The organism is Anaerococcus senegalensis JC48, from assembly GCF_000321005.1.
Classification (GTDB): Bacteria; Bacillota; Clostridia; order Tissierellales; family Peptoniphilaceae; genus Anaerococcus; species Anaerococcus senegalensis.
This window is the reverse complement of sequence record NZ_HE578909.1, coordinates 19,347-35,013: the sequence shown is the minus strand read 5'-3', so window position 1 is coordinate 35,013 and position 15,667 is coordinate 19,347. Positions and strand designations below refer to the sequence as shown.

Annotated in this window: 16 protein-coding genes and 1 pseudogene; all 17 read left to right on the top strand. The window is 26.6% G+C overall.

Annotation, left to right across the window (positions count from 1 at the left end; all coding sequences use genetic code 11):
* Nucleotides 1–131: 131 nt before the first annotated feature.
* The 17 genes and pseudogenes from ASHG_RS07965 (at nt 132) to ASHG_RS07885 (ending at nt 15,485) form a co-directional block, all read left to right on the top strand.
* On the top strand, nt 132–674 hold the full coding sequence (locus ASHG_RS07965; RefSeq protein WP_040398754.1) for an ECF transporter S component: 543 nt from the start codon (nt 132–134) through the stop codon (nt 672–674).
* 638 nt (nt 675–1,312) lie between these two features.
* Nucleotides 1,313–1,759 carry a PPC domain-containing DNA-binding protein gene (locus ASHG_RS07960; RefSeq protein ID WP_040398753.1) on the top strand — a complete coding sequence of 149 codons (447 nt, stop codon included), beginning with the start codon at nt 1,313–1,315 and terminating at the stop codon, nt 1,757–1,759.
* 1 nt (nt 1,760) lies between these two features.
* Nucleotides 1,761–3,038, top strand: a complete 1,278-nt coding sequence (locus ASHG_RS07955; RefSeq protein ID WP_040398752.1) for an HAD-IA family hydrolase — start codon at nt 1,761–1,763, stop codon at nt 3,036–3,038.
* Nucleotides 3,035–4,339 (top strand): coproporphyrinogen dehydrogenase HemZ, encoded by a 1,305-nt coding sequence (hemZ, locus tag ASHG_RS07950; protein WP_040398751.1) that lies wholly within the window; start codon nt 3,035–3,037, stop codon nt 4,337–4,339. The genes ASHG_RS07955 and hemZ overlap by 4 nt, the downstream gene beginning before the upstream one ends.
* A 76-nt stretch (nt 4,340–4,415) precedes the next feature.
* Nucleotides 4,416–5,231 (top strand): Cof-type HAD-IIB family hydrolase, encoded by an 816-nt coding sequence (locus tag ASHG_RS07945; protein ID WP_040398750.1) that lies wholly within the window; start codon nt 4,416–4,418, stop codon nt 5,229–5,231.
* A gap of 113 nt (nt 5,232–5,344) precedes the next feature.
* On the top strand, nt 5,345–6,136 hold the full coding sequence (locus ASHG_RS07940) for an MBL fold metallo-hydrolase (RefSeq protein ID WP_040398749.1): 792 nt from the start codon (nt 5,345–5,347) through the stop codon (nt 6,134–6,136).
* Nucleotides 6,136–6,944: pseudogene (locus tag ASHG_RS07935) on the top strand (tRNA 2-thiocytidine biosynthesis TtcA family protein). Before ASHG_RS07940 ends, ASHG_RS07935 begins: the two are co-directional and overlap by 1 nt.
* Nucleotides 6,941–7,825, top strand: a complete 885-nt coding sequence (locus ASHG_RS07930; protein WP_040398747.1) for an undecaprenyl-diphosphate phosphatase — start codon at nt 6,941–6,943, stop codon at nt 7,823–7,825. The pseudogene ASHG_RS07935 and the gene ASHG_RS07930 overlap by 4 nt, the downstream one beginning before the upstream one ends.
* Before the next feature lie 111 nt (nt 7,826–7,936).
* Complete coding sequence (locus ASHG_RS07925; protein WP_040398746.1) at nt 7,937–9,082, top strand: glycosyltransferase; 1,146 nt, start codon at nt 7,937–7,939, stop codon at nt 9,080–9,082.
* Nucleotide 9,083: 1 nt separating this feature from the next.
* Nucleotides 9,084–9,863: a glycosyltransferase gene (locus ASHG_RS07920; RefSeq protein WP_040398745.1), complete on the top strand. Its 780-nt coding sequence runs from the start codon at nt 9,084–9,086 to the stop codon at nt 9,861–9,863.
* Nucleotide 9,864: 1 nt separating this feature from the next.
* A complete protein-coding gene (locus ASHG_RS07915) occupies nt 9,865–10,767 on the top strand; it encodes a YveK family protein (RefSeq protein ID WP_040398744.1) in 903 nt (300 codons plus the stop codon).
* Nucleotides 10,760–11,362 (top strand): AAA family ATPase, encoded by a 603-nt coding sequence (locus tag ASHG_RS07910; RefSeq protein ID WP_040398743.1) that lies wholly within the window; start codon nt 10,760–10,762, stop codon nt 11,360–11,362. Before ASHG_RS07915 ends, ASHG_RS07910 begins: the two co-directional genes overlap by 8 nt.
* Nucleotides 11,363–11,371: 9 nt before the next feature.
* Entirely contained in the window at nt 11,372–11,845 is a 474-nt protein-coding gene (locus tag ASHG_RS07905) for an SH3 domain-containing protein (protein ID WP_040398742.1), read from the top strand.
* 251 nt (nt 11,846–12,096) lie between these two features.
* Complete coding sequence (gene asrA / locus ASHG_RS07900) at nt 12,097–13,137, top strand: anaerobic sulfite reductase subunit AsrA (protein ID WP_051145909.1); 1,041 nt, start codon at nt 12,097–12,099, stop codon at nt 13,135–13,137.
* Complete coding sequence (asrB, locus tag ASHG_RS07895; RefSeq protein ID WP_051145908.1) at nt 13,137–13,970, top strand: anaerobic sulfite reductase subunit AsrB; 834 nt, start codon at nt 13,137–13,139, stop codon at nt 13,968–13,970. Before asrA ends, asrB begins: the two co-directional genes overlap by 1 nt.
* A 9-nt stretch (nt 13,971–13,979) precedes the next feature.
* Complete coding sequence (gene asrC / locus ASHG_RS07890) at nt 13,980–15,005, top strand: sulfite reductase subunit C (RefSeq protein ID WP_040398741.1); 1,026 nt, start codon at nt 13,980–13,982, stop codon at nt 15,003–15,005.
* Between the two features lie 9 nt (nt 15,006–15,014).
* Complete coding sequence (locus ASHG_RS07885) at nt 15,015–15,485, top strand: ferritin-like domain-containing protein (RefSeq protein WP_040398740.1); 471 nt, start codon at nt 15,015–15,017, stop codon at nt 15,483–15,485.
* Nucleotides 15,486–15,667 lie beyond the last annotated feature (182 nt).

Sequence of the window (15,667 nt, the reverse complement as noted above, 5' to 3'; positions counted from 1 at the left end):
ATAAAATTTAAGAAATTAAAGAAAGTAAATTTTGAATATTTATAAAAATTTATAAGAGAAAATGAAATATTTACACAATTTAAAATATAATATATAATTGATTAGTAATAATAAATTTATTGGGAGGATTTATGAATAAATTAACTACAAAAAAAATTACATACACAGGACTTTTTATAGCCTTGGTATTTATTTTTTCAGCATTTTTTCAAATTCCACTAAAAACACCAATGGGAGATACAAGATTTCATTTGGGAAATGTATTTTGTCTTTTAGGAGGAATAATTTTAGGACCAGGACTTGGTGGACTTGCTGCAGGAATAGGTTCTGCAATTTTTGATTTAACAAATCCACTTTATTTTGCATCAGCTCCATTTACTTTCATAAATAAATTTATGATGGGTTTTGTTGCAGGTCTAGTCTTTAAAAAAGTAAAAATTAAAAACGAAAAATTAAAAGCAGCCCTTGCTGGATTTTGTGGGCAAGTAACATATATAATTCTTTATTTATTGTACACATTTATAAAAAATAAAATAGCTATGGGCTTATCATTTGAAGCAAATATGGTAGAAGTTTTGCAAAAACTGGGAGTTTCCTCAATAAACGGAATAATTTCTGTAATAGTTGCAAGTATATTTGCAATTGCAGTAGCAAAAAGAGTAAAAATGGACTAGAAATAGTCCTTTTTTAAATGCTGATTTTTTTGATTTTTTAATCTTATATTTTATTTTCGTAATTATATAATTCTTCGTTATTAAGGGGACAGATTAGGGGACTTCCGATTGTCCCCACAATTTTTCCCCTTAAACCCCTTTTAACGAACCCCCTTAACCGGCCCTTGCAGGGAGCAAAAATTAGAAAGAAACTTACGTTTCTTTCACTTTTTAATTTAATTATCCGAATTTAATAAAAATAAATACCGAAAATAAATTCAAAGTTCATTAAAAGAGAAAAAATAACTACTAAGGTTAAAAAAATTTCTCTAAGAATTTACCCGAAATCATAATTATTTTTAAATAGCAATTAAACTTTAAAAACTTGAAAGAAGCGAAGCTTCTTACAAGAAAAGCTCCATGCAATGGTCGGTTGCAGGGGGGCAAAAAAGAGGGGGTCGTTAAGGGGAGAAAAAAGGGGGAGAATCGAAACTCCCCCATTTCCTCCGCTCTAACATTACGAAGTATTAATTTAATAAAATAATTTATTTTAAAAATAAAAATTAAAAATTTAATTTTAAAAATCAACAACTATCTTATGTTTGGGTATAATGTTTAAAGAATGCGAAATTCAAATTGAAAAATGAAAGGATTTTTTTATGATTTATAAAAGATTTGGTGATAAATTAGTTATTAGATTAAAAAAGGGCGACAAGCTTGTTGAATCTGTTAGAAATATTCTTGAAAAAGAAAATGTTAAGGCAGGTTTTTTGACAGGAATTGGGGCAACTGATAATCTTGATCTTGGACTTTTTGACCCAAAAACTAAAGATTATAAAATAAAAAAATATGAAGAAGATTTAGAAATTGCAAATCTTTGTGGAAATATTTCTAATAAAGATGGAAAACTTTATACTCATTTACACATTACTTGTGGAAAAGCGAAAACCAATGCTCTAACTGGAGGAATTTCTGGAGACGCTATAGCAGGACATCTAAATGAAGCTGTAATTTCTTTGACAGCAGAAATTTTTGTAACAATAATTGATGGTGATATCAATAGAAAATTTGATGAAGAATTGGGATTGAATTTAATTGAGTTTTAATATGGATAATTTTATTTTTGATATGGATGGAACCATTTTTGATACTGAAAAATTTTATTATCAAACTTGGTTAGATATTGCAAAAAAAGAAGGATTTATTTTTGGATTAGAAGATAAAGTTCGTTTATCTGGTAAACAAAGCAATGAATCAATAGCTTATATGGTAGAAAATTTTTCCATGGATGAAAAAGAGGCTATTAGAATACGTAAAAATTTAAATGAATTGAGAGATAAAAAATTTAATGAGCTTGATTACAGTTTAAAAAAACCAGGACTTTTGAATTTATTATTATATTTGAGAGAAAATAATAAAAATATTGCTCTTGCATCATCTTCTATAAAAAGTAGAATTGATTTTTTACTTGATAGGGAAGGAGTGAGAGATTATTTTGATGAAATAATTTCATCAGATGATATCACAAAAGGAAAACCTGATCCGCAAATTTTTAATTTGGCAATGGAAAAAATTGGTGCAGATAAAAATAAAACTTATATTATTGAAGACTCCTTGGCAGGAGTAAAAGCAGCCAAAAAAAGTGGCGCTAAAGTCGTTTTAATAATTGATTTGGATGAATCTGAGCTTATTAAAAGTCAAGCAGACTTGGTTTTTTCATCACTTGATGAATTTTTATCATATATAAAAAATAATGAAAAAATAGATAATAGAAATAAAGATTTTAAATTATCATGTCCATCTTGTGGGGCAAATTTTACAAAATCTTTGCCAACTGCAGTTTTTTCTATAAATGCTAAAGATTTTCTAGAAAATATTGGCCTTATCGAATGTCCTTCTTGTAAAAAATTATTTAAATTAAATTATAGGTATGTTTATACAGATAATGACAAAAAATTAATGTTTGTAAATGATCCTAAATTTAGTCAAAAAAGAAATCAGCTTGCTTTTAAGTCTTCTTTGAAACTTTTGGATAAGTTTAATAAAAATAAGGCTAGTGATTTTTTGATAAGAATGTGCCAAGATGATAATGATTTGAAAGAAAAAATTTCGATTTTTAATGATGGAAAAATTGATAATATAGTTGAAATAATGAAATTGGTATTGATGCAAAGTCCAGATTTTAAATTTAATAATGATGATATTTTAAAAATTTATTATAAAGATAATGAATTTATTATAAATAGTAAAGAGGGTAAATTTAAAATGCCCTTTATAAGCGATTTGTATGAAAGTTTGTATGAAAAATATATTCCTTTCATAGATATAAAAAATACAGAAGTGATAGATCAAAACTGGGCTAGGAAAATAGTAAAAGAAATATGAAAATATATTTAGAAAATGAAAATTTAAGAAAAATTGTATATGATATTTTAAATATTTTTTATGATAAAAAAGACTTTTCTTTTGTAGAAGAAAATGGTGATATTTCAATTAAAAATGGACTTATTACTACAAAAGATAAGTCTTACTTTTTTGATTCTAATTTAAAATTAAAAGAAATTTTATTTGAAATTTTAAAAGATGAATCAAAAAAATCTTCTCCTTGGGGAATTTTGACAGGGTCAAAACCATCAAAACTTCTCAAAAATCACAGTTTAGAAGATTTGAAAAATATTTATAAAGTAAGTGATGAAAAAATTAATCTTTTAAAAAGTGTAAAAGAAAGCCAGGATAGACTAAATTTTAATCCAAAATCTTTTAATCTTTATATAAATATTCCTTTTTGCCCTCAAAGGTGTAGGTACTGTTCTTATCCTACTATTGTGTCAAAGGCAGTAGATAAAAATCAATATGTAGATTTTTTATTAAAAGAAATAAAAGGGATAAAGATAGATCAAAAATTGGATACAATTTATTTAGGAGGAGGAACTCCTTCAAATTTATCTGTTAAAGAATTGGATAAGATTTTATCTTTATTAAATGAAAAATTTACTTTTGACGAATTTACCTTAGAAGCAGGCAGAGAAGATACCTTAGATTTTGAAAAATTGGACTTATTTAAGGAAAAAAATGTAGGAAGAATTTCTCTAAATCCTCAAACTTTTTCAAAAAATGTTTTAGAAAATGTAAATAGGCCGATTGATTTTGAAAACTTTATAAAAATTTATGAGTATGCTAAAGATTTGGGTTTTATTATAAATATGGATTTTATAATTGGTCTTTTTGGAGAAAGTAGAGAAAGTTTTAGGAAAAATTTTGAAATTTTAAAGGATTTAAATCCTGATAATATAACTTTTCACGCTCTAGCTCAAAAAGTTGGGTCTAAATATTTTGAAGAAAATATAAATGGAAATAGTAATGATGCTATAAAAATTTCAAAAGATATAGAAAAATTTACCAAAGAAAATTCATATGAACCCTATTATCTTTATAGGCAAAAAAATATTATAGGAAATTTGGAAAATGTAGGTTACGAAAAAGGGAATACCGCTCAAAGATATAATATTTTGATAAATGAAGAGCTAGAAAATATAATAGGTCTTGGAATGAATGCAAATTCAAAATTAATGAATGGGAAAAAATATAGAAACGAAAGAAATCTAAGAGATTATTATAAAAATATAGAAAAAGAAATTTCTGATAAGAATAAATTAATAAAAAATTTTATTAATAAGCCTTTATAATAGGGCTTATTTTTTATATTTTAAAATAAATAATTTTATGTGATAGAATAAAAATAGATTTAAGTTAGGAGTAAAAATGGATAAAAATATAAAACTTGTAGCTATCGACCTTGATGGGACGCTTTTGAGTTCTGATAAAAATGTTTCTGAGAAAAATTTTAAAATTATAAAAAAATTAAGAGATAAGGGGATTTTTGTTGTAATTGCAACTGGAAGACCTGTGGGTGGATTTTCTTGGATTCTTGATCGTTTGAATTTATTTTCTAATGATGATTATTCAATAACCAATACCGGATCTCTTGTTATAAAAAACAAGGACAAATCAGATATTTCCAAGAAAATCCTTCATATAGATGATTATTTAAATCTTAAAAAAATAATAAATGACAAGCTTCAAATTGGAATTTATAATAAATATAATTTGTACAATAATAGCGACAATATAAATAAACATTTTCAATTTGAATCAAAACTTTTAAAAATGCCTATTGAAAAATTTGATGAGAAAAATAAAAATCAAAGTGTTGATAGAATTACAATTATGGGTGATAGGGAAATAGTTGATGAATTTGAAAAAAATCACAATAAAAATCTTTTGAAAACTTATCAAACTGTAAGAAATGTGCCGGAAGTTTTTGAGGTTTTAAATAAAGAAGCTGACAAGGGGCAAGCTCTTGAGAGACTTTGTAAAATTTTAAATATTGATATTAATTCAACTCTTGCTATTGGAGATTCTAATAATGATAAGTCAATGCTTGAAATTGCAGGAATTTCTGCAACTTGCTCAAATGGTAGAAAAAGTGTAAAAGAAATGGTTGATATTGTTTCAGATTATTCAAATGACCAAGATGGAGTTTTTGATATTTTGGAAAAAGTATTTTTTGACAAGTGATTGAAAGTTAATTTAAAAAAAGTATTATATGATTAGTTATTTATGTAAGATTTTTCTAAAATCTTACATATTTTTATGTTAAAATATTTTTAAAATAATAGATAGGAAGTATTATGAGTAAATTTTGTTCTCTAGCTTCAGGATCTTCAGGAAATTCTGTTTTTGTTGAACACAATGGTTCAAAGATTTTGATTGATTGTGGATTTTCTGGAAGAAAAATTGAAAATCTTTTATCTCAAATCGGTGAAAAGCCAAACGATATAGATGCAATTTTTTTAACTCACGAACATGCGGATCATGTAAAAGGAGCTGCTGTTATGAGTAGAAGATATGATATTCCAATTTATGCAAATAAGGGAACTTGGCTTTCTTTTATAAAAAGATGTGGAAAATTGAAAGAAGAAAATATTAAATTATTTAAGTCAAATTCATTTTTGAATTTTAATTCTTTTGATATTTTTCCAATTTCAATTCATCATGATGCAAATGAGCCTGTTGGTTTCATTTTATATTTGGATAATAAAAAAATTACTGTTTTAACCGATACTGGAATAATTGATGATAGGATTTTAAATGAAATAAAAGGATCTGATGTGTATTATTTTGAGGCAAACCATGATTTGGAAGCTTTAAAAAGAGGACCTTATACATATCCTATGAAAATTAGGATTATGGGAAAAATGGGACATTTATCAAACGATCAATCAGCTAAATTTTTGGCAGATGCTTTAGAAGGAAAAAATGAAAAAATTTTTCTAGCCCATTTATCAGAAACGAATAATTCGAAAGAGCTTTGTAAAATAACAGTAGACAATTACCTAAAATCTTGTGGACTAGATACAAATAGAGATATAAAATTAGAAGTTGCAAAAAGACATGCACCTTCAACTATAGTGGAGTTATAATGGAATTAGTAGAAATAGAAAGATCAATAATAAAAAAATATAGAAAAGAAATATGGTCAAAATTTATTAAGGCTGTAAAAAAATATGAATTAATAAATGAAGGAGACAAGGTTGCTTGTGCAATTTCTGGAGGAAAAGATTCACTTTTAACTGCAAAACTTGTAGAAGAATTGCACAAACATTCAAATGTAGATTTTGAAGTTGAATATATCTGTATGGATCCAGGTTATGATGAGGAAAATAGAAATCTTTTGGAAAAAAATTTAAAATATTTAAATATTCCAGCTAAAATTTTCGATTCAGATGTTTTCGAAATTAGCGAAAAAATTTCTGGAGATTATCCTTGTTATATGTGCGCTAGGATGAGAAGAGGATTTTTGTATGCCAAGGCAAAAGAGCTTGGATGTAATAAAGTAGCTTTGGGTCATCACATGAATGATGCAATAGAAACAACACTTATGAATGTTTTATATGCTGGAAACTTTAAAACAATGAAACCAAAATTATTAGCGCAAAATTTTGATGGAATGGAACTTATAAGACCCATGTATTTTATAGAAGAAAAAGATGTAATAGCTTGGCGTGATTATATTGGATTAAATGCCCTAAATTGTGCTTGCACTGTTACAAAAAAAAGTGAGTCTTATACAAGAAAAAAATAAAAAATCTTATTGAAGAATTAAAAGATGACATACCAAATATAGAAAAATCAATTCTAAGATCAGCAGAAAATGTAAATTGCGATATGATTTTGGGATATCAAATAAATGGTGAAAAACATTCATTTTTGGAGGAATTTGAAAAATGATTTTAGATTTAATAAAAGTATTTATCCTTTCAATTGTAGAAGGGGTCACCGAATTTTTGCCAGTTTCATCAACTGGGCATTTAATTTTGGTAAATGAATTTGTAAAACTTGAACCAGAAAAGTTTGCCAATGCTTTTAATGTAATAATTCAATTAGGGGCAATTTTATCAGTAGTAGTTTTATACTTTAGAAAATTAAACCCTTGGGATTTTGAAAAGACTCAAAAATATTTTCCGAAAAATTATGAAAATTTAAATGGTCAATCAAAAATATATTACAGATTAACTCATCCACATAAAGATACAATGGATCTTTGGAAAAGAGTAATAATTGGTGTAATTCCTGCAGGAGTTTTGGGATTATTATTAGATGATATAATAGATGCTTATTTATTTAATCCTATGGTAGTTGCCCTAATGTTATTTTTGTGGGGAATTGGAATAATTTTACTTGAAAAGAAAAATAAAAATGAAAACAAAAAAAGGATAGATAATCTTTCCTTAATTTCATATAAAACAGCATTTTTCATAGGATGTTTTCAAGTTTTGGCTATGATTCCAGGAACATCAAGATCAGCTGCAACAATAATTGGTGCTATGATTTTGGGACTTTCAAGATCAGCTAGTGCAGAATTTTCATTCTTTTTGGCAATTCCAACTATGCTTGGAGCAACTTTATTAAAAGTTATTAAAAATGTATCAGGATTTACAGGTTATGAATGGATATTAATAATCATTGGAATGATATTAAGTTTTATTGTTGCTTATATAGTAATAAAGAAATTTATATCATATGTTCAAAAAAATGACTTTATAATTTTTGGAAAATATAGAATAGGTCTTGCTATAATAGTATTTTTATATTTTATAATAATTAAATAAAAAAATTTAAAAGGCGGTTTAAACCGTCTTTTTTAAATTTCTAAAACTTTAAAAAAATCAGCTTATAGTGTAAAATTAGAATATGAGAATTTGAAAAAAAGAGGAATTTATATGAAAATTTTGTTTTGGATTTCAGCCTTTGCACTTTTTTATGCAATGATTGGCTATCCTTTAACTTTAATTGTTTTAGATAAAATTTTAAAAAGAAAAAATAAAAAAGATTATTCTTATAGGCCCAAGGTATCAATGGTTATATCTGCCTATAATGAAGAAAAGGTAATTGAGAAAAAACTTGAAAATATTATTAAATCAGATTATGAAAATCTAGAAATAATTATTGCAAATGATTGTTCTGATGATAGGACAGTAGAAATTTGCGAAAAATTTATTAAAGATCATCCGAAATTTGATATAAAAATTAATACTGCAAAAGATCATTTTGGAAAAACTAATGCTCAAGATGAGGCAGTCCATGTAGCTAATGGAGAAATTATTGTATTTTCTGATGCAAATTCAATGTTTAAGGAAGATGCAATTAAAGAATTGGTATCATATTTTACATCTGATGATGTTGAATATGTTTGTGGATCCTTAATTTATAAAAAAGATGATCAAATATCATCAGTTGTTGCAGAAAATACTTATTGGGATTTAGAACTTAGAATGCGTGAGATTGAATCAAAAATTTCTACCATAGCAGCAGGAAATGGTGCTATTTATGCTTGTAGAAAAAAAGATTATAGACATTATAATTTAGTTTCATCTCATGATTATGAAATGCCTCTTTATGCAGGGCTAAATAAAAAAAGAGCCTTGTTTAATAAGGATGCAATTGCTGTAGAAAAAGCAGGAGCAACAACAAAAGATGAATTTAAAAGAAAAGTAAGGATGCAAAGAAGAATCTTTACCAATATTTTTACAAATTTGAAAAGACTAAATATATTTAAGTATGGCTGGTTTTCATTTTTCCATTTTAATCATAAAACTTTAAGATTTTTACAAGCATTTTTCCATATAGTTTTATTTGTTGTAAATATATTTTTAGTAAAAAGTGGAATTTTTTATCAAATAACAATGCTAGGACAAATTTTATTTTATCTTTTGGCATTTTTGGGACATATTACAAACTCAAAGTCAAAAATTTTATATTTTCCCTTATATTATAGCCTTATGATGCTTGCTCAAATTAAGGGAGCTTATAATGAGATAAGTGGAAAGTCAAAACCAACTTGGGAAAAGGCGGAATCAACAAGATAATATGAAAATAGAAGTATTAGTATCGACTATGGGACAAAAATCCATAGATTTTTATAAAAAATTAAATATAAACTCTGATTGTCTTATTATAAATCAAACAGATCATAATTCTTATGAAGAGATTTATGATAAGGAAAATAAAATTAGAATGATTTCAACAAATACCAGGGGACTTGGTAGGAGTAGAAATCTTGGGCTATTAAATTCTAAGGCTGATCTAATAGTTTTGTGCGATGATGATGAAGTATTTGAAGATGACTATGTTGAAAAGATAGAAAGTGAATTTAAAAACCATCCTGATACTGACTTTTTTATAATGAAAACAATAATTTATCAAGATAATAAAGAGATTATTAAGGTGAAAAACGATGGGGAGTTGAAATTTTTTAATTCATTAAAATATGGATCTGTTCATTTTGTATTTAGAAGAGAAAAAATTGAAAAATATAATATGTCATTTTCAACATATTTTGGAGCAGGAACTGAAAATGGGTCCGGTGAAGATTCCTTATTTATAAGAGATGGTTTTAAAAATAAATTAAAATTTAGAACTTCAACAAAGCTTATAGCAAAAGTTTACAATGATAATTCTACATGGTTTAATGGCTATAATGAAAAAATGTTTTTTGATAAAGGTCAACTTGCAAAAGCACTTTTCCCAAAATCTTATAGGCTATATATAGAATATTTTTTGAAAAATCATGAAAAATTCATGGAAAAAATTGATAAAAAGACAGCAAGAAAAAAAATGCTAGAAGGGGCAAAATATTTTGGAGGTTAGGATGAAAAAGAAAGAATCGATATTTGTTGTTATACAAAAGTCTTTAATTTTTGGGCTTATACTTGGGATTGGATTTTATTTTTTATCTGATCGTTTTGGATTTAAAAAATACAAGGCTCAAGCAAAAATACTTACAACATCAAATGAAAAAATAAAAGATCAAGATAAGACTACCTTTACTTATGCAGAGACAGTAAATTCTAATGCAATCAAAAAAAGAGTAATAGAAAATTTAAAACTAGATATAAATGAAGCAGATCTAGATAAAAAAGTGCAAATACAAGCTATACCAAATACTCACATTTTAAATATAAATGTGGAAGATTCTGTAAAACTTAGGGCAGAAGATATAGCTGATGAATATGCAGAAATAACAGTTTCTGTAATTAATGAATTGTATAAGGCAGATTCATTTATAATTGATCATGCTTATCCAAATGCAACTTTAGTTAAAACAACCAACAAAGACGTATTAAAAATGGGTCTTGCAGGATTTTTAACATATTTTATTTTTGGATCTCTATTATTATTTATTAGAAATTCTAAAATTGATGAAGATGAAGATAATACCGATCAAAGACTTGTTAGAAAAGTGGTTTTTGAAGAAGATGGTACAGATAATTATGAATACGAAGAAGATTCATACGAAGATGTTATAAATGAAGAAAATTTTGAAGATTCATATGTCAAAGAATATGATGTAGATGAACAAGTAGAAGACCATAATTATGATAATGAAGAAATTCAAGAAGAAAAAATTGACTATGACCAATCTTTTAAATATGTAGATAGCGCTAATGAAGATGAAGAAGATTTAGAAATTTACGAAAATAAAGAAAATAATAAAGAATATACAATAATAGCAGATATTCCAAAATATGATGATGGTGATATAGATGTTTAACAAAAAAAATGACGAAATAATCAAATCTTTTGAAAAGTTAAAGAAAAATTTTTTGGAAATTACAAAGAAAAATTCATTAGTTCAATTTGTTTCATCAAGCGAGAAGATTAACAAAACATCATTGATTTTAAATCTTGCAAGAAGTTTATCGAAAGATGATTACAAAGTAATAATAATTGAGGCTGATTTTAGAAATCCAGTACTTGGAGAGCTTTGCGATATTGATTTTGATAGAGGATTTTTTGATATTTTAGAAAAAGAAAAACCATATGAAAACTTTATAGTAAAAGATCATTTTCAAAAAAATTTAGATTTAATTCTTGCTCCAAATAAAAGAGATGATGTTCATAACATTATGAACTATGAGAGGATAGAAAGTATATTTTCTTCATTAAAAGAAAAATATGACTATATATTTTTGGATACATCAAATAACGAAAATTACGATGATGCAAATTTTTATCCAAGCCTTTCAGATTTTGTAATTGTCTTAGCCAATAAAAAAGATTTTAGAAAAAAAAGACTCAATTCATCAATCAGAAAGCTTGAAAATGTGGATTGCGAAATATCTGGCATAATTACTACAGATAATTAAGGAGAAAAAATGAAAAAGAAAATTTTATTAATATTAGCCTTGTCTTTGACACTTTCAGCATGCAAAAAAGATGAATATGTATCACAAAGACACCCAGATGAAAATAAAAAATCAAATCCAATATCAACAAGTGTAAGTTATAAAGATCAAAAAAATAATGATTCTAAAAAAGAAAGCACACCTTCTGATACACAAGAAGGGTCATTGGAAAAGGTTGAAAATGAAAAAAATAATTCTAATGATCAAAATGAAAATGTAGAAAATCCAAAAGAAGAAAATAATCAAGAAAATGCTCAAGGAATATTTACTGTAAAAGATATTTCAAATATAAGAAGAGAAATGGATACAGAATCAGAAATTGTAGCAACTGTTCAGCCTGGAGTAGAAATACAAAGGACAGAAATTAGTGGTGAATGGTCAAAAGTTTCTTATGGAGAATATGAAGGATATATCTTAACAGAATTATTAACAGATATTCAATAATAAAAAGTCTAGTTTTATACTAGACTTTTTTAATTTGATAAATATTGAAATTTCAAATAATTAATTTAAAAAAATATATAATTCAAAATTTATTATTGATATACTTTTATTAACTATTATTTAATGATATACTTAATTTGTAATAAAATAACGTTTGTTAAAAAATTTTATAGGTGTCTATAAAATTTTTTAAGTTTCATAGGAAGATGATACTTGCTATCAAATTTCTTAAATTATTTTTAGGAGGATATATGGCTTATACAGATTATCTTATCAAAAAAGATGAGGCCAAGGATTTATTTGAAATCCTAAAATCCAAATACACAATTTTTGCACCAAAAAGAATAAAAAATGGTGGAAGATATTGTAATATGGATACAATAATGTACGAAAATGTACAAAGTTTTGATGAAATAGAGTATAAAGAAAAATCTACATATTCAGCTAAGGAAGCTCTACTTCCAATGACTGAAAACTTATTTTACTTTACAGAAGATGATTATACAGAAACAAAACAACCTTACAAAAAAGAAGTTTTGGTTTTTGCAAGAGCTTGTGATATAAATGCGATTAAACACTTAGATGATATTTTCATAAAAAATGGACCATTCGAAGATATGTTCTATAAAAGACGTAAAAATAAAGTTCATTACGCTCTATTAGAATGCCAATCAGACCTTGATAGAAATTGTTTTTGTGTATCATGTGATGCAAACAAAACAGATAATTATACATATGCATTTAGATTTAATGATGATGGATCTATGAATATAAAAGTAGAAGATGATTTAGACTTATCAGCATTTTCAAATAAAAAGTTTGATTTGAAATTCCCAGAAGAAAACGAATTAAAAGTTATATTCCCGCAAATAAAAGATGATAAAGAAGCAAATTTAATTGCAAATTCTGATATTTGGGATGAATATAATTCAAGATGTATAGGATGTGGATCATGTACAACTTCTTGTTCAACTTGTACATGTTTTACAACAAGAGATGTTACTTATACTTTAAATAGACGTGTTGGTGAAAGAAGAAGAACAAATGCATCTTGTATGACTAAAGATTTTGATCTTGTAGCTGGTGGTGGACATTTTAGAAACCAATTGAAAGAAAGATACAGATATAAAATCATGCATAAAATCTACGCTCACAACAAGAGATTTGGCGATGGCCCAATGTGCGTAGGTTGTGGAAGATGTTCAGCTCACTGCCCACAATTGATTTCTTATCCAGAAACAATTAACAAGGTAAGTAAAGAATTAGAAAAAGTAAGAAGTGAGGTAAAATAATGCAAAAAAATGAAATAAAAAGATCAACAGATGATTATTTAAATTATGTTTTACCAAAATCTTATGAAATTTTGGATATCAAAAAACACACAAATAATGAATGGACTTTCAAAGTAGAATTTGATAAAAAAGTAGAACCTGGTCAATTTTTACAAGTATCTCTTGCCAAAATTGGTGAGGCTCCAATTTCTGTTTCAGGAATGGGAGAAGGCTATGTAGAAATGACTATAAGAAATGTTGGTGAAGTTACATCTGAGCTTTTCAAATCAACTCCAGGTGATAGAATTTATCTAAGAGGACCATATGGAAATGGTTGGCCAATTGATAAATTGAAAGGTAAAAATGTAATTGTTATTGCTGGTGGTACAGGAGTAAGCCCTGTAAAAGGTTTAATAGAATACATAAAAGAAAATCCAAATGAATTCGAATCATTAAATTTAATTTTAGGATTTAAAAATCATGAATCAGTTTTGTTCAAAGAAAATTTAGAAGAATGGAAAAATCAAGAAAAAATAAGTACTGTTTATTCACTAGATAATGAAGAAGTTGATGGATTTAAAAAAGGAATGGTAACAGCATTTATTCCTGATCTTCCGTTAAAATCATTTGATGGAAACTATGCAGTAGTTATGGTAGGCCCTCCAATTATGATGAAATTTACATCTCTTGCCTTAATAAAAGAAGGTGTAACAGAAGATAAAATTTGGACAAGTTTTGAAAGAAAAATGTCTTGTGCAGTAGGAAAATGTGGACATTGTAGAATAAATGAAACATATGTTTGTTTAGATGGCCCAGTTTTCCCTTATACAGTTGCAAAAGACTTACTAGATTAAGGAGAGATTATGACATTAGATATTAATGTAGCAAAAGTTAGAAATAATTGTTATCGCCAATCTAAAATACCTGGGGAATTTTTACTACAATTAAGATCTCCTGGAGCTTTGGTAGATGCAAAATGGTTAGAAATGGTACAAATGCTTTGTCAAAAATATGGAGATGGAAATTTTCATTTTGGTACAAGACAAACTTTTAATATTACAGGAATAAAATACGAAGATATTCCAAAAGTAAATGAAATCATAAGACCATACATAGAAGAAATTGAAGGAAGCAGAGATGTAGAAATTGTATACAATGACGAAGGATATCCATATATTGGGCCAAGAAATATTATGGCTTGTATTGGTGGAAGACATTGTATAAAAGCTGCACAAAATACACAAAGACTTGCAGATAAATTAGAAAAAATAATATATGAATCACCTTATCAAATAAAAGTTGCAGTTACAGGTTGCCCAAATGACTGTGTAAAAGCTCACTTTACAGATTTTGGATTTATTGGTGTTACAAAGCCAGTTTATGATATTGATCGTTGTATAGGTTGTGGAGCTTGTGTTGATAGATGCAAAGCTGTAGCAACAAGGGTATTATCACTAAATGAACAAGGTAAAGTAGATAAAGATCCATGTTGCTGTGTTGGATGTGGAGAATGTGTAACAAGATGTCCAAATTCTGCATGGAAAAGACCAGATAGAAAAATGTGGAATGTAATAATTGGTGGAAGAACCGGAAAGCAATTCCCAAGAATGGGACAAATGTTCGCAAGATGGATGGACGAAGATGCTGTAATTCAAATGATGAAAAATTGGAAAGATTTCTCTGCCTATGTACTTGATAATAAACCTGTTTATATGCATGGTGGACATTTAATAGATAGAGTAGGTTTCCCAACTTTCAAAAAAATGATGTTAAAAGATGTTGACTTAAATCCAGAGTGTCTAATAGCTGATAGAATTAATTGGACAGAAAAAGAATATAGATCTTCAATAAATGTAATGAAAGTAGAAGATCACAAAAATGTAAAATAAGGAGCTTATATGAGATCACAATTTCAACCAAAAGATTTACTAGAAACATTAGTAAAACTAGAACAAAATGGTCAAAAATTTTATGAAGAAATGGCAAAAAAATTCTCAGATGACAAAAAAAATAGAGAATTCTTTGAATTTTTAGCTGAGCAAGAAACTCATCACGAAGTTTTATACAAAAATTTGTCAGAAAAAATTGATAACAACCAATCAATTGATAAAGAATACGATGATGAATACAAATCTTATATCCAATCAATGATTGATCAAATATTTAATTTTGATTCATCAAATGTTGGAGATGATCCAATAGATATTTATAGATTTTCTATAGGAATTGAAAAAGATACAATTCTTTTTATTAAAGAAGTAAGAACAATAGTTCCTGACTTTGAACCAGAATTAATCGATAGAGTTGAGGCAGAAGAAAGAGGTCACATCAAATTAATCCACCAATGGTACAATGATTTTGTAAAATAAAAATTAAAACCCCATTTCGAATGAAGAAAAGTTTAAAAGCTAGACTTTACTTTCACCCGAAATGGGTGTTTTTTTATTTAAAAATAAAAAAATTCATATGAAAGTTTTGATTTTTATAGGAATTAAAATAAATTTAATTTTTAAATAGCTAGCTTTAGGCTAGGACTTGACAATCTTTAACT